The 17,363-nt window shown below is 65.3% G+C and carries 15 protein-coding genes; 7 read left to right on the top strand and 8 right to left on the bottom strand.

Annotation, left to right across the window (positions count from 1 at the left end):
- Positions 1-40: 40 nt before the first annotated feature.
- From MU449_RS07350 to MU449_RS07360, 3 genes are read right to left on the bottom strand one after another with little or no spacing between them, the layout of a single operon-like run.
- On the bottom strand, positions 41-1,375 hold the full coding sequence (locus MU449_RS07350) for an outer membrane protein assembly factor BamB family protein (protein WP_244737381.1): 1,335 nt from the start codon (positions 1,373-1,375) through the stop codon (positions 41-43).
- A 16-nt stretch (positions 1,376-1,391) separates the two neighbouring features.
- The gene (locus MU449_RS07355) at positions 1,392-2,042 is read right to left on the bottom strand and encodes a hypothetical protein (RefSeq protein ID WP_244737382.1); all 651 of its coding nucleotides are present in this window, start codon (positions 2,040-2,042) and stop codon (positions 1,392-1,394) included.
- Between the two features lie 30 nt (positions 2,043-2,072).
- Entirely contained in the window at positions 2,073-3,911 is a 1,839-nt protein-coding gene (locus MU449_RS07360; protein ID WP_244737383.1) for an ABCB family ABC transporter ATP-binding protein/permease, read from the bottom strand.
- Positions 3,912-3,988: 77 nt separating this feature from the next.
- Here MU449_RS07360 and MU449_RS07365 point away from each other — a divergent pair, with 77 nt between their 5' ends.
- Positions 3,989-4,537: an LOG family protein gene (locus tag MU449_RS07365; protein WP_244737384.1), complete on the top strand. Its 549-nt coding sequence runs from the start codon at positions 3,989-3,991 to the stop codon at positions 4,535-4,537.
- On the opposite strand, the gene MU449_RS07370 is transcribed toward MU449_RS07365, so the two are convergent.
- The 4 genes from MU449_RS07370 to rpsB all read right to left on the bottom strand — a co-directional run bounded on the left by MU449_RS07370 (position 4,526) and on the right by rpsB (position 7,503).
- Positions 4,526-4,981, bottom strand: a complete 456-nt coding sequence (locus MU449_RS07370; RefSeq protein WP_244737385.1) for a host attachment family protein — start codon at positions 4,979-4,981, stop codon at positions 4,526-4,528. The genes MU449_RS07365 and MU449_RS07370 overlap by 12 nt on opposite strands.
- An 88-nt stretch (positions 4,982-5,069) precedes the next feature.
- The gene (locus MU449_RS07375) at positions 5,070-5,669 is read right to left on the bottom strand and encodes a superoxide dismutase (RefSeq protein ID WP_244737386.1); all 600 of its coding nucleotides are present in this window, start codon (positions 5,667-5,669) and stop codon (positions 5,070-5,072) included.
- A gap of 118 nt (positions 5,670-5,787) precedes the next feature.
- On the bottom strand, positions 5,788-6,663 hold the full coding sequence (gene tsf / locus MU449_RS07380; RefSeq protein ID WP_244737387.1) for a translation elongation factor Ts: 876 nt from the start codon (positions 6,661-6,663) through the stop codon (positions 5,788-5,790).
- A gap of 75 nt (positions 6,664-6,738) precedes the next feature.
- A complete protein-coding gene (rpsB, locus tag MU449_RS07385) occupies positions 6,739-7,503 on the bottom strand; it encodes a 30S ribosomal protein S2 (protein ID WP_244737388.1) in 765 nt (254 codons plus the stop codon).
- Positions 7,504-7,681: 178 nt separating this feature from the next.
- Between rpsB and MU449_RS07390 the strand changes: the two genes are divergently transcribed.
- The 6 genes from MU449_RS07390 to MU449_RS07415 all read left to right on the top strand — a co-directional run bounded on the left by MU449_RS07390 (position 7,682) and on the right by MU449_RS07415 (position 13,904).
- Positions 7,682-8,554, top strand: a complete 873-nt coding sequence (locus MU449_RS07390; protein WP_244737389.1) for a PfkB family carbohydrate kinase — start codon at positions 7,682-7,684, stop codon at positions 8,552-8,554.
- On the top strand, positions 8,551-9,471 hold the full coding sequence (locus tag MU449_RS07395) for a pseudouridine-5'-phosphate glycosidase (protein ID WP_244737390.1): 921 nt from the start codon (positions 8,551-8,553) through the stop codon (positions 9,469-9,471). The genes MU449_RS07390 and MU449_RS07395 overlap by 4 nt, the downstream gene beginning before the upstream one ends.
- A gap of 276 nt (positions 9,472-9,747) precedes the next feature.
- The gene (locus tag MU449_RS07400; RefSeq protein WP_425310169.1) at positions 9,748-11,574 is read left to right on the top strand and encodes an extracellular solute-binding protein; all 1,827 of its coding nucleotides are present in this window, start codon (positions 9,748-9,750) and stop codon (positions 11,572-11,574) included.
- A 53-nt stretch (positions 11,575-11,627) separates the two neighbouring features.
- A complete protein-coding gene (locus tag MU449_RS07405) occupies positions 11,628-11,975 on the top strand; it encodes a CsbD family protein (RefSeq protein WP_244737391.1) in 348 nt (115 codons plus the stop codon).
- Between the two features lie 70 nt (positions 11,976-12,045).
- Complete coding sequence (locus MU449_RS07410; protein ID WP_244737392.1) at positions 12,046-12,702, top strand: DsbA family oxidoreductase; 657 nt, start codon at positions 12,046-12,048, stop codon at positions 12,700-12,702.
- Positions 12,699-13,904 carry an MFS transporter gene (locus MU449_RS07415; protein ID WP_244737393.1) on the top strand — a complete coding sequence of 402 codons (1,206 nt, stop codon included), beginning with the start codon at positions 12,699-12,701 and terminating at the stop codon, positions 13,902-13,904. Before MU449_RS07410 ends, MU449_RS07415 begins: the two co-directional genes overlap by 4 nt.
- On the opposite strand, the gene mfd is transcribed toward MU449_RS07415, so the two are convergent.
- Positions 13,898-17,353, bottom strand: coding sequence for a transcription-repair coupling factor (gene mfd / locus MU449_RS07420; protein ID WP_244737394.1), 3,456 nt, complete (start codon positions 17,351-17,353; stop codon positions 13,898-13,900). The two genes, MU449_RS07415 and mfd, sit on opposite strands and share 7 nt — an antisense overlap.
- Positions 17,354-17,363 lie beyond the last annotated feature (10 nt).

The raw sequence follows: 17,363 nt of genomic DNA on the forward strand, positions 1-17,363 counted from the left end.
GAAATCCTTCCGAAGGGCCGGGGTCTAACCCGTCCGTGCGTCAACGGAAAGCGTTAAGTTGCCCGTCCGCGCCCACGACATAAAGAACGCCGCCCGCCACCGCCGGCTGGGCGGCCGCCCCGTCGGGAATGGCCAGACTGCCGACCAGCGCCCCGTCGGTGGGCGAGAAGAAGCGCAGCTGGCCATCGCCCGAGGCGACGACGATCCGCCCCCCCGCGATGACCGGCCCGTAATGCGGGGTGATCGCGTTGCGCCGTTTGATGCGGTCGGCGGTGTAATACGGCATGGGCTGGGACCAGATCGTCTCGCCCGTGCGGGCGTCCAGACGAACCAGATGCGCCTCGTCCGAGATCAGGAAAACCGAGTTGCCGCCCACGGCCACGGGGCCGTACGCCCCCTCTTTCGCGGCCCACAGGCGGTTCCCGGTGCCGCGATCAAGGGCGACCGTGCTGCCGGCCTGATTGCCGATATAGACGGTGTTGCCCGACACGACCGGATCGGCGGTGATGTCGGGGATCAGGGCATAGCTGCGTCCGCGCCGCTGCCCCGCCACGGCGGAATTCCACAGTCTTGCGCCGCTTTGCCGCAGCACGGTCTGCACCTCTCCGGTGGAGAACGGGAAGATGATGTTCGACCCGGCGACGGCGGGCGAGGCGGTACCCAGCATTCCCGCCACCTCGGACGTGCCCATCAGCGTCCAGTCCACACGCCCGTTGCCGGCATCCACCGCCCAGCCGGTGCCGTCGCGGGCCACGACATAGACCTTGCCCGAATCATAGGTCGGGGCGCCGGTGGCCGGCGCGCCCAGACGTTGCCGCCAGATCACCGCCCCCGAGGTTACGTCCAGCGCGATCAGCTCGCCATATCCGGTAGTCGCGAACACACGCCCGCCCCCGATCGCAAGCCCGCCGCCCGAAATCTGCGAGCGTTCGCCCGCAGGACGAAGCGAGGTGGTCCACAGCTTCTGCCCGCCCGACGACACCGCCGTCAGCATCCCCCCGGCATCCATCGCGAAAACGCGGCCGTCCGCCGCCACCGGCGCGGCCGAGATGCGCTGGCGCTTCCCGTTGCCCGCGCCGATATCCACGCTCCAGATCCGCGACGGTTGGGCCGACAGGGCCACATGGCCGGACAGATGCTGGGCGTTGCCGCCGCGATGGGTCCAGTTCGTGCTTTGCGCCGCAGGCAGGGCGATGGGCGCCGCGCGGTTCAGCGTCCGGCCCGTCGTGTCCACGGGCGTCGGGTTGGACGCGGTGGGGACACTGGCCTCAAGCGGCGCGCGCACGTCGAAACGCTGCCCCGGCAGGGTCTCCTCGCGCTGGCAGGCCATCAGCGCCAAGGTTGCCATCGCCACGAAGCCGGTCGTTGCCTTCATCGCCCTGTCCCTTCCCTTATTCCGCCGCAGGGGTCTCGCCCCCCAGAACGGCCGCCATCTGTTCCGCCCGCTGGCGCAAGCCCATGGGCGCATCCTGTTCGGTCGTCAGCGATTGAAGCGTTTCGATCGCCCCCGCCGTATCGCCGCCCTCGACCTGCAGATAGGCCATCTGTTCCTGCGCCAAGGCGCGATAGGGTTGGCCCGGTCCGGTCAGGGGCGTCAGAAGCGCGCGGCGTTCGTCCAGCGGCAGATCGGGCCCGGCCACGATCACCTTCCGCAGAACGGCCAGATCGTGATAGACAGGGGGCAGATCCCCGCGCGCGATCACCTGGTCCAGCGCGGCCAACGTCGCCGCCTTGTCCTGCCCCGGATCGGACGCCGCCATCAGCCCCTGGATCGCGCCCCGCAAGCCCTCGGGCAGATCGCCCTGCAACTCCGCGCGACGCTCCTCGGGCGTGCCTGCGTCCAGCGCGGCCAGCATCCGGTCCCCGAACTGGCGGGACGCCTCAAGATTCTCGCGCCGCTGCCATTCGTTCCACGCAGCCCCGCCCGCAATGGCCACGACCACGACCGCCGCGATCCAGCCATAGCGTTTTAGGGCGCCGAACAGACGGTCGCGCCGCAATTCGCTTGCGACTTCGTTCATGAAGTTGTCGGAGTTGCTCACGAAATCGGCCCTCGCTCTTTGTCGTCCGTCTTACACAGGTTCGGGCGGGATTGCCAAGCCCGCAGCGGGGGCAAGCGACGCGTCCTCGGCGGACTGGTGCGCCCAAAGTCCGGCATAGCGCCCGCCAAGCGTCAGGAGTTCGGCGTGACGCCCCTGCTCCACCACGCGGCCGGCATCCATCACAAGGATCAGATCCGCCTCGGCCACGGTGGAAAGCCGGTGGGCGATGGTCACCACCGTCCGCCCTTGCGACATCTGGCGCAGGCTGTCCTGAATGTCGCGCTCCGTCCCCGTATCAAGGGCCGAGGTCGCCTCGTCCAGCAGCAGGATCGGCGGGTTCTTCAGGATCGTGCGGGCGATGCCGACGCGCTGCTTTTCCCCGCCAGAAAGCTTCAGACCCCGTTCGCCCACGGCCGTGTCATACCCGTCCGGCAGCGAGAGGATGAAGTCGTGGATACGGGCGGCGCGGGCGGCGGCGAAGATTTCCTCCTCCGTCGCGTCCGCCCGGCCATAGGCGATGTTGTAGCGGATGGTGTCGTTGAACAAAACCGTGTCCTGCGGCACCACCCCGATCGCATCGTGCAGGCTTTGCTGCGTGATGTCGCGCACATCCTGCCCGTCAATCCGAACCGCCCCGCCCGTCACATCGTAAAAGCGGAACAGCAGCCGCCCGATGGTGGACTTTCCCGCCCCGGACGGACCGACCAAGGCAACGGTCATCCCCGGCTCGGCCACGAAGGAAAGGCCGCGCAAGATCGGGCGTTCGGCATCGTAGCCGAAGGCCACATCGTCAAACTCGATCCGACCGCCGCGCGTGTGCAAATCGGGCGCCCCGCTTTTGTCCACGATCTCAGCCGGTTGGCCCAGAAGGCCGAACATCTGGCCCATGTCGACCAATGCCTGACGAATTTCGCGATAAACGGTGCCAAGGAAGCCCAAGGGCAAGGTGATCTGGATCATATAGGCGTTGACCATCACGAAATTGCCCACGGTCAGCGTGCCCGCCGACACCCCCTGCGCCGCCATCACCATCACGGTGGCCAGACCTGCGCTGATGATGGCCGTCTGCCCCATGTTCAACCAGGCCAGACTTTGCCCCGTGCGGACGGCGGCCCGTTCGTATCCCGCCATCGCGGTGTCGTAACGCTCGGCCTCCCGCCGTTCCGCACCGAAATACTTGACCGTCTCGAAGTTCAGCAGACTGTCGATGGCCTTCTGATTGGCATCGTTGTCGCTGTTGTTCATCTCCTGCCGGATACGGACGCGCAGTTCGGTCACCTTCAGCGTGAAGGTCACATAGGCGGCCACCGTCGCCACCACCACCAGCATGTAGACCACGCCGAACATCACCCAGAAGATGATCGCGACCAGCGCCAGCTCCAGAATCAGCGGCGCGATGGAAAAGACGAGGAATCGCAGCAGGAACTCGACGCCCTTCACCCCGCGCTCCATCACCCGCGACAGGCTGCCCGTGCGCCGCATGATGTGATAGCGCAGGGACAGGCTGTGAATGTGGCCGAACGTTTCCAGCGCCAGCTTGCGCAGCGCCCGCTGGCCCACCCGCACGAAGATCAGGTCGCGAATTTCGCCAAAGGCCACGCCCCCGAACCGGGCAAGGCCATAGGCGACCGTGAGGCCCACGGCGCCCAGCATCAGGGCGGTTCCGGCCTCCGGCGCCTCGCCCCCCAGCACGTCCACCGCCGCCTTGTAGATCATCGGCGTCGTGACCGAGACCAGCTTGGCCGTGACAAGGAACAGCATCGCAAAGACGACACGGCGCTTGACCCACCCCTCGCCCTTCGGCCACAGGTAGGGGGCTACGCGCAGGATGGTGTGCCAGCCGCTGCTGGATGTGTCGTTCGGGCTCATCTCGATCTCCTTGAACCGGCGTCTTACGCCCGTTCACGGGGGCACACCAGCCCATGCCCCGATCACGAGGTTTGTCCATGTCGTCCATCTTCTCCGTCTGCGTCTTCTGCGGCTCCCGCCCCGGTGCGCGCCCCGCCTATCTTGACGCCGCCGCCCGCACGGGCCGGATGATCGCCCGTCGGGGATGGCGGCTGGTCTATGGCGCGGGCGATGTCGGCCTGATGGGAGAGGTGGCGCGCGGAGCCGAAGGCGGCCTGTCGCTGGGCGTCATTCCCGAACATCTGGTGCCGCGCGAAGGCATTCGGGGCGATCTGACGCAGATCATCGTCACGGACAACATGCATGTGCGCAAGAAGGTGATGTTCATGAACTCGGACGTGATCGTCGTGCTGCCGGGGGGCGCAGGCTCACTGGACGAGTTTTTCGAGGTTCTCACCTGGCGGCAGATCGGCCTGCATGAAAAGCCGATCTTCCTTTTGAATACCGACGGCTACTGGTCGCCGCTGATATCCCTTCTGAACCATACTATCGCCGAAGGTTTCGCCGACCCGTCCCTCTTGAACTTCGTTCAGGTGGTCGACGAGATCGACGATCTTGAGGCGATCCTGTCGCTGTCAGGCGCCTGACAGTTCGGCGACGATGGCCTTCTCGATCTGATCCACCGGCAAGGAGGTCAGCGATTTCGCGATCTCAAGCACGATCTTGTCCTGCACCTCCTTGTGCAGCGCGGGACGGATGATGCCCAGCATCTGGGGTGAGGCGACCAGAACCAGACGGGCGAATTTCCCGGCGTGGGACAGTTTGTAAAGACGCTCGGCCAGATCCTGCGCAAAGCGTTCCTTTTCAAGCTGATGAAAGTCCGTCTCCTCCATCGCGGATCCGGTGCCGCCGCGGGCGTTTCCCGCCTGCCCGGCCTTGTCCGATCCCTGATCGCGGTCCGGCGGGTTGTCATTGTTTTCCTGTCTTCGCAACCGCAACAGAGGGTATCGTCCGTCCCCCTCGTTTTCCAAGAACAGGGCTTTCTCGCCGTCCGCGATCACCACCCAGGTTCCATTGGTCAACCGTTGCATCTCGGGTCCTCCTGCTATTCGCATCTGGGCAACAAACGACGCTGGCACAGGTTCCAAAGGAAAGGCCCGCCAAAGGCGGGCCGAACCATCACAGGCGGGATGCCACCGCTTCCCAGTTCACCAGCCTGTCAAGGAAGTTGGTCAGATACGCGGGGCGCTTGTTGCGGAAGTCGATGTAATAGCTGTGTTCCCACACGTCGCAGCCGAGAAGCGCGGTCTCGTTGAAGCACAGCGGATTCACGCCGTTCTCCGTCTTGGTGATCTTCAGCGCGCCGGACGCGTCCTTCACCAGCCAGGCCCAGCCCGAACCGAACTGACCGGCACCGGCGGCCGCGAACTCTTCCTTGAACGTGTCGACCGAGCCGAAGCTTTCGGCCAGTGCCTTCTCAAGCTCCGATGGCATCTTCTTTTCGCCCGGCCCCATGATTTCCCAGAACAGGTTGTGGTTCCAGTGCTGCGAGGCGTTGTTGAAGATCCCGTTTTGCGCCACGGCGCCCGATTTGTAGGTGCCCTTGACGATGTTCTCGAGGCTCTGCCCCTCCCACTCGGTCCCGGCGATCAGCTTGTTGCCATTGTCGACATAGGCCTTGTGGTGAATGTCATGGTGAAATTCCAGCGTTTCCCGCGACATGCCCAGATCGGCCAGCGCGTCGTGCGAATAGGGAAGATCGGGAAGCGTAAAGGCCATGATAACTCTCCTTCAATTGGTTCGCCTCAATAAGAGGCTGCGGCCCCGGAAGGTCAAGGCCCGCCAAACGCAAAACGCCGCCCTCGGGGGGCGGCGTTCGGCAGGAATGATCCGAAGATCAGCCTTTGAGGGTCTTTGCGACTTCGGCCGCGAAATCTTCCTCTTTCTTCTCGATGCCTTCGCCGACGGACATGCGGACAAAGCCCACAACCTCGACGCCCGCATCTTTCGCGGCCTGCGCCACGGTGATGTCGGGGTTCAGCACGAACTTCTGGCCCAGCAGCGTCACTTCCTCGAAGTATTTCGCCATACGGCCAACGATCATCTTCTCGATCACCGCGTCGGGCTTGCCGGATTCACGAGCCTGCTCGGTCAGGACGTTCTTCTCACGCTCGACCAGCGTCGGGTCCAGATCGGCTTCGGACAACGAGGCCGGGTTGGTGGCCGCGATGTGCATCGCGATCTGCTTGGCGATGCCGTTGTCGGTGCCCTTGACAGCCACCAGAACGCCGATCTTGCCCATGCCATCGGCCGCCGCGGTGTGGACGTAGGACGCGACGCTGTCGCCTTCCACCGTCGCCATGCGGCGCAGGGTCATGTTCTCGCCGATGACGGCGATGGCTTCGTTCAGCACGGTCTCCACCGGCTTGCCGTTCAGGTCCGCCGCTTTCAGGGCGTCCACATCCGGCACGGTCAGGGCGACATTGGTGATGCCCGCGACCAGCTTCTGGAAATCGGCGTTCTTGGCCACGAAGTCCGTTTCCGAGTTCACCTCGACCGCGACGCCCTTGCCACCCGACACGGCGACGCCGACAAGACCTTCGGCCGCGACGCGCCCCGACTTCTTGGCCGCTTTCGCCAGACCCTTGGTGCGAAGCCAGTCGATCGAGGCCTCCATGTCACCGTTGTTCTCGGTCAGCGCCTTCTTGGCGTCCATCATGCCCGCGCCAGTCGTCTCGCGCAGTTCCTTCACCATCTGAGCGGTGATTGCCATCGTGGCTCTCCTCGATATTCGAATGGAAATCCCGGCGGATCATGAACCCGCCGGGTAACGATCGGACGACAGGCCTCAGGCCTCGGCGACGACTTCTTCTTCCGGGGCGGCTTCCAGCTCGCCCAGGTCGTAGCCGGCGGCGCCCATCTGGGCCGACATGCCGTCCAGCGCCGCACGGGCCACCAGATCGCAATAGAGGCCGATGGCGCGCGCCGCGTCATCGTTGCCCGGGATCACATAGTCCACACCCTTGGGCGAGGCGTTGGTGTCCACGATGCCGACGACCGGAATGCCCAGCTTCTGCGCTTCGAGAATGGCGAGGTCTTCCTTGTTCACGTCGATGATGAACAGAAGGTCCGGAACGCCGCCCATGTCGCGGATGCCGCCCAGGGACGCTTGCAGTTTGGTCTGCTCGCGCTCCATGTTCAGGCGCTCTTTCTTGGTCAGGCCTTCGGCGCCGTTCGCCATCAGCTCGTCCAGTTGCTTCAGACGCTGGATGGAGTTCGACACGGTTTTCCAGTTGGTGAGCGTGCCGCCCAGCCAACGGTGGTTCATGTAATGCTGTGCGCAACGCTCGGCCGCATCGGCGACGGGCTTTTGCGCCTGACGCTTGGTGCCGACGAACAGAACGCGGCCACCCTTGGCCACCGTGTCGCGCACGACTTGCAGCGCCTTGTCCAGCATCGGGACGGTCTGCGTCAGGTCGATGATGTGGATGCCGTTGCGGTCGCCGTAGATGTATTCACCCATCTTCGGGTTCCAGCGAGCGGTCTGGTGACCGTAGTGAACGCCAGCTTCGAGCAGCTGACGCATCGAGAAATCGGGAAGCGCCATGTCCATGTCCTTTTCCGGTTTACGCCTCGGCGAAGCCCTCAGGGGTTGCCCCCAACCGGCGGACCGTTCGGGATGTCTCCCCGATTGGCCCAAGCCTCGCCTGTGAAGTGCGGCGCATATAACCTGTGCGTGATCCCGCCGCAACCCCTTGCGCGAGGCTTTGGAACGGATGACAAGCACAGGCATGAAACCGGATATTCTCTGCATCGGATCGGTCCTTTGGGACATCATCGGCCGTTCGCCCGCCGCCATGCGCGTGGGATCGGACGTGCCGGGCCGCATCACCCGCATTCCGGGGGGCGTGGCCATGAACATCGCCATCACCCTGCGCCGTTTCGGCATGACCCCCGCCCTTCTGACCGCCATCGGGCGCGACGCCGAAGGGGATGAACTGGTCGCCGATTGCGCGCGGTTGGGAATGGTGACGGACCACATCTATCGCTCGGACGATCTGCCGACCGACCGCTATATGGCCGTGGAAGGGGCGAACGGTCTGATTGCCGCCATCGCCGACGCCCATTCGCTGGAGGCGGCGGGCGACAAGATCCTGCGCCCCCTTGGCGCGGCATTGACCGGGTGGAACGGCCCCATTGCGCTGGACGGCAACCTGACCGAGGGGCTTTTGGCCGACATCTCCGCCTCGCCGCTCTTTGCCGAGGCCGATCTGCGCGTGGCCCCCGCCAGCCCCGGCAAGGCCGAACGCCTGCTTCCGCTTCTGCGCTGCCCCAACGCCACGCTTTATGTGAACCGCGAGGAAGCGGAGATCATCACAAAGACCGCCACCCCCGATGCCGCCGCCGCCGCCGAGGCGCTGTTGGCGCGCGGGGCCGCGCATGTGCTGGTGACCGACGGCGGACGCGCCTGCGCCGAAGGGCGTGCGGGCGCGGGCGTCATCACCGCCCTGCCACCCCCCGTTCTGGTGACCCGCGTGACGGGGGCGGGCGATACCTTCATGGCCGGTCACCTCGTGGCCGAGCGGGCGGGCGCGTCACGCCTCGACGCGCTGAAGGCCGCCCTTCGTGCCGCCGCCGATCATATTTCCGGAGATGTCCAATGACCCTGCCCCTGACGATCCTGCCCGAAGTGGCCGATGCCCTTGCGCGTGGCACCCCTGTGGTGGCGCTGGAAAGCACCATCATCACCCACGGAATGCCGTTTCCCCAGAATGTGGAGATGGCCCGCTCGGTGGAAGACGCGATCCGACAGGGCGGCGCCGTGCCCGCGACCATCGCCATCATGGACGGACGGATCCAGATCGGCCTGTCGTCCGACATGCTGGACCGCCTGGGGCAGACGCCACATGCGATGAAGCTGTCGCGCGCGGATTTGGCGGTCGGACTGACCTCGGGCAAGGTGGGGGCGACGACCGTGGCCGCCACGATGATCTGTGCCCGGCTGGCGGGGATCGAGGTGTTTGCCACAGGCGGCATCGGCGGCGTGCATCGCGGGGCGGAGACGAGCTTCGACATCTCGGCCGATCTGCCGGAACTGGCGCAGACGGCGGTGACCGTCGTCGCGGCGGGGGCGAAGGCCATCCTTGACCTGCCGAAAACGCTGGAGGTGCTGGAAACCCAGGGCGTGCCGGTCATCGCCTTCGGGCAGGACGCGTTTCCCGCATTCTGGTCGCGGGATTCGGGGCTTAAATCCCCCCTGCGCATGGATACCGCCGCCGAGATTGCCGCCGCCCACGCCATGCGGCAGACGTTGGGCCTGCCGGGCGGGCAGCTTGTGGCGAACCCCATCCGGCCCGAAGATGAAATTGCGCCCGAGGTGATCAACCCGGCCATCGAACAGGCGCTGGCCGATGCCCAGGCGCAGGGAGTTGCCGCCAAGGACGTGACGCCCTTCCTTCTGGACCACATCTTCCACGCGACCGGGGGGCGGTCGCTGACATCCAACATCGCGCTTGTTCTGAACAACGCCCGCTTGGCCGCCGAAATCGCTGGCGAAATCGCGAATCGGCGCAAGGCGTGACAGCGCCTCCGCCCCGCCTGTGAGGCGGGTCGTCCCGCAATGGGCCCAAACGGCCTGATTTTCATGGATGGATCACCCGCGCGGGGAAAAAAAAAGACGTCGGCACAAGGGCCGACGTCAAGTCATGAGGCAGGTTTCATACAGGCAAGAAACCTATCGAGCAGTGAGGTCTTTATATCCCCCCGCTGCCGTTCGGCCAAGATAAAAGTTTGAAAAGGCAGGTCTTGCGCCTAGTGTGGCCGCCAAGTCGAGATACGAGGAACTGACGTCATCCCCATGCCTTCGCATTTCATTAAGGTTTTGAAGGCCGGAATCGCGGTTGCCGGCCTGTTGCTGGTCGGCACGGCTGCTGTGGCACAAAAAGCACATGGCATCGCGATGTATGGCGAACCGGGCCTGCCCGTTGGATTTACCCACCTGCCCTACGCGAATCCCGACGCGCCCAAGGGCGGGTCCATGACCTTTGGGGAAACGGGCGGATTCGATTCCCTCAACCCCTATATCGTGCGGGGCCGCGCGCCGTTCGATCTGGGCCGTTGGACGGTGGAGACGCTGATGGTCCGTTCCATCGACGAGCCGTTCACCCTTTACGGTCTTCTGGCCGAAAGCATCGAGACGGATGACGCGCGCAGTTTCGTCGAATTCACCCTGCACCCCGAGGCGCGGTTTTCCGATGGCAGCCCCGTCACCGTCGACGATGTGATCTGGTCGTTCCAGACCTTGGCGAGCGAGGGGCAACCCCGTTACGCCGCCGTCTGGAACAAGGTCGCGACTTTCGAGGAGACCGGCCCCCGCAGCGTTCGCTTCACCTTCACCGAACCCGACCGGGAAATGCCTCTGGCGCTTGGCCTGCGTCCCGTCCTGAAGCGCGCGCAATGGGAGGGGGTGGACTTCACTCGCTCCTCGCTTGTTCCGCCGATCGGATCGGGGCCCTATGTGGTGGACGAGGTCGTCCCGGGGCGGCGCATCACCTATCGCCGCAACCCTGATTGGTGGGGCAAGGATCTGCCCGTCAATCGCGGCCTGCACAATTTCGACCGGCTGCGCACCGAGTTCTATGGCGACAGCGGCGTCATGTTCGAGGCGTTCAAGGCCGGATCCCTGTCGGTCTGGCGGGAATTGAACGCCGCCCGCTGGGCCACAAACTTCGATTTCCCCGCCGTCCGGGAGGGGCAGGTTCGGCTGGAAACGATCCCCCACGGTCGCCCCTCGGGGATTCAGGGGTTTGTCATGAACACGCGCACCCCGCCCTTTGACGATTGGCGCGTGCGGCAGGCGATGATCCTGGCGTTCGACTTTCCGCTGATCAACCAGATCGTGACCGGGGGGGCTGAACCACGGATCGGCAGCTTCTTTTCCAACTCCGATCTTGGGATGCGGGTCGGCGAACCCGCCAGCGCGGCCGAGGCCGAACTGCTGACCCCCTATCACAACGAGATGCCGCCGGGCGCGGTGGATGGGTATGCCCTGCCCTCGGGCGCCGCGCGGGCCAACCTTGCCCGGGCGGCGGAACTGCTGCGCAAGGCGGGATGGGCGGTCGAAGGCGGACAACTGATGCGTGACGGCGCGCCGATGCGGTTTGAAATCCTGCTGGCCCAGGGCGGCGATTCCGGGGGCACATTGTCGGCGGATCAGATCGCCACGGTTGCGGCGATCTACGTTCGGCTGCTGAAACGCCTTGGGATCGACGCGCGGGTGACGGCGGTGGACAGCGCGCAATACAATCAGCGCCTGACCGATTTCGACTTCGACATGACGGTGATGACCCGCAGCTTCTCGCTGTCGCCGGGGAACGAACAATGGCTCTATTGGGGGTCGGGCGCCGCGATGCAGCCGGGATCGCGCAACGTGGCGGGCGTCTCCTCGCCGGCGGTGGATTCGCTGATCGCGGCGATGGTGCGGGCGGAGACGCCGCGCGCCTTTCGCGACACCGCCCGCGCGCTGGACCGGGTTCTGATGGCGGGGCGATATGTCGTGCCGTTCTGGTATTCGGATGTCTCACGCCTCGCCTATCGCTCTGATCTGTCCCATCCCGATCGCCTGCCGCTTTATGGCGACTGGCCGGGGTTCCAACCCGAGGTCTGGTGGTCGAACGCGCCCTGACGGAACCGCGCCGCGCGCGCCACGTTGACCGTCAAATCACGACGGAGATCAAGATGCGTTGGCGCAGCGTAAGCGAGAACTGGGATGCCTTTCACGAATCCATGCTGGATCAGTGGCCCGAACTGTCCGAAGACGACCTGATCGAGGTGGAGGGCGACCGCACCGCGCTTGAGGAACGTCTGGTCGAACTGACCGGCAACGATCAGGATGACGTGGCCCAGCAGATCGACGAATGGCTGGAAGGCGCCGTTCCCTCCGACGTTCACATGGACGAGGTCCACGACAACGATTCGATCAACGACAGCCGCCTGTATATGTCGCCGGGCGAGGATGCGTCGGACGATGACAGCAAATACGGCGACGACAACGCGACCGAGGATCCCGTCGGCGGCGGGCAGTAAGGTGGCGCGGCCTCTGGTCAATTCCTGATATGGGGCGCATAAGACGAACGATCCCATACAGGAAGCGACCATGCGCGTTGCCAGCATCCCCCTGGATATCTTCTCCGACCCCGTCTGCCCCTGGTGTTTCATCGGCAAGGCGAACCTGACGCGGGCGCTGGAGCAGCGCCCGGGTCATCCGTTCCGCATCGAGTGGCACCCCTATCAGCTTCACCCCGACATGCCGTCCGAAGGGATGGACCGCGCCGAATGGTTCGAAACGCGGTTCGGGGACCGGGCGCGCGCCGTCAGCCTTGCCGCCTCGGTCGAGGCGGCGGCGCAGGACGCGGGCATCATCATCGACATTGCCGCCGCCACCCGGATGCCGAACACGCTGGACGCGCACCGCCTGATCCATTGGGCGGGGCTTGAAGGGCGGCAGATGGCGGTGGTGGATCGGCTGTTCAAAGCCTACTTCCAGGACGGCCTGGATATTTCGGATCACGACGTTCTGGCCCGTATCGGGGCCAGTGTCGGCATGGACGAAGGCGTGCTCCGGCGGCTTCTGGAGTCCGAGGCGGATCGCGACGATCTGCGCGCCCGCGACGCCGATGCCCGCGACAAGGGGGTTTCGGCGGTGCCGACCTTCCTTCTGGACCGCCAGTTCGTTCTGGCCGGGGCGCAGCCGGTGGACCAGTGGCTGGCCATCCTCGACGATATTGCCGCCAGCCGGGACGCAGAGCAATGACGCCCGCCCGCCGCTCGCTGGGCCAGTTCGAATTCATCGCCCTCATGGCCACCCTGATGGCCGCCATCGCGTTCAGCATCGACGCCATGCTGCCCGCGTTCCCCCAGATGACCGCCGAACTGACGCCGGACGCCCCGAACCATGTTCAGCTGATCGTCGTCATCTTCATGCTGGGGATGGGTCTTGGCACCTTGCTGGTCGGGCCGATCTCTGACGCGGTGGGGCGCAAGCCGGTCATCATCGCCTGCGCGGGCATCTACTGCACGGGGGCGTTGATCGCCGCGCTGTCGCAGTCGCTGGAGATGCTTCTGATCGGCCGCCTGATCCAAGGGATCGGTGGGGCGGGCCCGCGCGTCGTCGCCATCGCGATCGTGCGCGACCTGTATGCCGGGCGGGACATGGCGCGGGTGGTCAGCTTCATCATGATGATCTTCACCATCGTGCCCGCCATGGCGCCGATGATCGGAAACGTCGTCATTCAGGCCTTCGGATGGCGCGAGTTGTTCTTCGTCTTCATGCTCGTATCGCTCGGCTCGGCCCTCTGGCTGCACATCCGGCAGCCGGAAACCCTTGTTCCTACGGCACGCCGCCCGCTGCGCCTGCGCCTTTTGGCAGAGGGGCTGCGCGAAATCCGCGGCAACCGCATGGTGGTGATGACCATCACCGCCCAAGGGTTTGCGTTTGCCTGCATGTTCTCCACCATCTCGTCCATCCAGCCGATCTTCGAACAGCGGTTCGATGCCGCCGAAACCTTCCCCTACTGGTTCTTCGGGCTGGCGATGGTGGCCGGGTGCTCCAGCTTTCTGAACGCGAACATCGTCGGCCGTGTGGGGATGCGCGCGGTGATCACGACGGTCGTGGAGGTGCAGTTCGCCATTTCCGCCATCATGGCCGTCACCAACGGCTTCGGCCTGATGCCCGAGGCGCTGGCCTTTCCGGCGCAAATCTTCTGGACCGCCTCCACCTTTGCGATGCTGGGCCTGTGCATGGGCAATCTGAACGCCCTGACGTTGGAGCCGCTGGGCCATCTGGCGGGCCTTGGCGCGTCGATATCGGGCTGCATCGCGACCCTCATGGCGGTGGTCCTGTCTTTGCCCGTCGGGCAATCGTTCAACGGCACGAATGTGCCGCTGGCCACGGGGCTTACGGTTTTCACCGCCCTGATCCTGATCATCATGTGGCGGTTGCCGAAACGTCAGTGACGCTTCGGTTTCACCACCTTTTCCGCCAGCGCCTTGGCCAGACCGAAGCTCCCGCGAATGCGGTCGGCCTCGGTCGGCCAGTCCACGGCGACGGCGATCTTGTTGCCGACGATCTTGGCCCCCGGCTGCGCCTGCACGAAATCGACCAGACCCGCCGGATCGGCGAACCGATCGTTGTGGAACTGGATCGTGGCCCCCTTCGGCCCCGCATCCAGACGTGAAATACCCGCGCGCTTGCACATCGCCTTGATCCGCACCACCAGCATCAGGGTATTCACCTCACGCGGCAGCGGCCCGAACCGGTCGATCAGTTCGGCGGCGAATCCCTCCATCTCCACCTTGGTGGTCAGGGCGGACAGGCGACGATAGAGGCCAAGCCGGATATCCAGATCGGGGATGTAGTCTTCCGGGATCAGCACCGGAACGCCAAGGCTGATCTGCGGCGCCCAATGGTCGTCGGCGTCGGTCAGCCCACCGATCTCCCCCGAACGCAGCTTGCGGATCGTCTCCTCCAGCATGTTCTGATAAAGTTCATAGCCCACTTCCTTGATATGGCCCGACTGCTCATCCCCCAGAAGGTTGCCCGCCCCGCGCAGATCCATGTCATGCGAGGCAAGGTTGAACCCCGCCCCCAGACTGTCGAGGCTGGCCAGAAGTTTCAGCCGTTTCTGGGCCTGCGGGGTCAGCGGGCTGCGCGGCTTCGTCGTCAGGAAGCAATAGGCGCGGGTCTTCGACCGCCCCACCCGGCCACGAATCTGGTAAAGCTGCGACAGGCCGAACATGTCGGCGCGGTAAACGATCATCGTGTTGGCGGTCGGAATGTCCAAGCCGGATTCGACGATGGTCGTGGCCAGAAGCACGTCGAACTTGCCGTCGTAAAACGCGTTCATCCGTTCATCCAGATCGCCCGCCGCCAACTGCCCGTTGGCGATGATATAGCTGACCTCGGGCACCTGCTCCTTCAGAAAGGCTTCGATTTCCGGCAGGTCGGAGATGCGCGGCACGACGAAGAAGCTCTGCCCCCCGCGATAGCGTTCGCGCAACAACGCCTCGCGCAGCGTCACCGCGTCGAATTCCGACACATAGGTGCGGATCGCCAGGCGGTCCACCGGCGGGGTCGCGATGATCGACAGATCGCGCACCCCGGTCAATGAGAGTTGCAGCGTGCGCGGAATGGGCGTGGCGGTCAGGGTCAGGACGTGCACCTCGGACCGCATCTCCTTCAGGCGTTCCTTGTGGGACACGCCGAAATGCTGCTCCTCGTCGATGATCAGCAGACCAAGGCGCTGGATCTTGATGCCCTTGGCCAGAAGGGCGTGGGTGCCGATGCAGATGTCCACGCTGCCATCGGCCAGTCCGGCGCGGGTGGCCGCCGCCTCTTTCGCGGGAACGAAGCGCGACAGCTGCCGCACCACCATCGGAAATCCGCGAAACCGTTCGGCAAAGCTGCGGAAGTGCTGACGCGCCAGAAGCGTCGTGGGGCAGATCACCGCGACCTGCATCCCCGCCAGGGCGGCGACGAAGGCCGCGCGCATCGCCACCTCCGTCTTGCCGAAACCCACATCGCCCACGACCAGGCGGTCCATCGGGCGACCGGCTTCCAGATCGGACACCACATCGGCAATGGCGGCCAGCTGGTCGTCGGTCTCCTGATAGGGGAAGCGGGCGGCGAACGCCTCCCACATCTGATGGGGCGCTTCCAGAATGGGGGCATGGCGCAGATGACGTTCTGCGGCGATGCGCATCAGGCGGTCGGCAATCTCGCGGATACGCTCTTTCAGGCGCGCCTTCTTGGCCTGCCACGCACCACCGCCCAGCTTGTCCAAAAGACCGTCCTCATGCCCGTAACGGGACAGGAGTTCGATATTCTCCACCGGCAGGTAGAGTTTCGCATCCTCGGCATAGACCAGATGCAGATAGTCGTGCGGCGGGCCGGGTCGGTTCGAGGGCGGCTGCGGCACGCGCAACGTCTCCAACCCCAGATAACGGCCGACGCCGTGTTCGACATGCACCACCAGATCGCCGGGCGACAGGGTTTCCAGATCGCGAAGGAAATTCTCGGCCTTGCGCTTGCGCTTGGGGGTGGAAATCAGCCGATCGCCCAGCACGTCCTGTTCGGAGATCACCGCAAGTCCCGGCGCCGTGAACCCCGCATCCAGCGGCCAGATCATCAGGAACACGCCACCCTTGCCCTCGGGCACATCGCGGAAATCGGCGACGTGGGTGCTTTTGATATCCTGATCGTCCAAAAGGCCCGACAAACGCTCGCGCGCGCCCTCGGACCAACTGGCGATGACCACCTGCCCCGTCTTGCGCAGCGTCTGAACATGGGACGCCAAGGCCGCGAAAAGGCTGATGTTTTCCTGTTGCCGTTCCGGGGCGAAGCTGCGCCCGATCCGCCCGCCCGCATCCACCACGCCGGGACCGGGGGCCTGCGCCAAGGGCGACAACTGGATACGCCGGTGCGCGGCCACCGCCGTCTCCCACGCCGCATCGTCCAGATAGAGGGCGTCGGGGGCCACGGGCTTATAGACGGTGTCCACCCGCGCCTTCTGCGCCGCCGCCTCCTTGCGGGCATCGTATTGATCCGCGATCCCTTCCCAACGGGACAGACGCGCGGGCGTGACCTGATCGTCCACCATGATCGTGGCGTCCGGCAGATAATCGAAGATCGTCTCCAGCCGGTCATGGAAGAAGGGCAGCCAATGCTCCATCCCCTGATGCTTGCGCCCCGCGCTCACCGCTTCATAAAGCGGGTCATTCGCCCCGCCCGCCCCGAATTCGACACGGTAATTCTGGCGGAAACGGGTGATCGCGGCCTCGTCCAGCATCACTTCCGACACCGGCGCAAGGTCCAACGCCGACAGCTTCTCGGTGGAGCGTTGGGTCTCGGGATCGAACCTGCGCAGACCGTCCAGCGTGTCGCCGAACAGGTCGAGACGCACGGGATCCCCCTCGGGCGGAAAGATGTCGATGATGCCGCCGCGGATCGCGAAATCGCCCGGCTCGGCCACGGTCGTCACGGGGGTATAGCCCATGCGCGCGAGGTATTCGCGCAAACGCCCCTCATCCACCCGGTCGCCCAGGCGGGCCGAGAAGCTGGCCCCCGCCACGGTCGCACGGGCCGGCACGCGCTGCGTCGCCGCGTTCAGCGTTGTCAGCAGGACGAACGCCCCCGTCACCCCCTGCGCCAGCGCGGCCAGCGTCGCCATCCGGCGGGCGGCCAGCGCGGGATTGGGCGAGACCCGGTCGTAGGGCAGGCAGTCCCATGCCGGAAACTCCAGCACCGCCACCGCCGGCGCCATCGCCTGCAACGCCGTCCGCATCGCCGCCAGACGCTTGTCGTCGCGCGCGATGTGGATGACGGGCGCGCCCTTGCCCAGTTCCTTGGCCAGAAGCCGGGCGTCATACCCCTCGGGCGCGCCGCCCAGAATGATCGCTTTGGACATCGAACGCCCC

This window comes from Falsirhodobacter halotolerans (genome assembly GCF_022899245.1).
Classification (GTDB): Bacteria; Pseudomonadota; Alphaproteobacteria; order Rhodobacterales; family Rhodobacteraceae; genus Falsirhodobacter; species Falsirhodobacter halotolerans.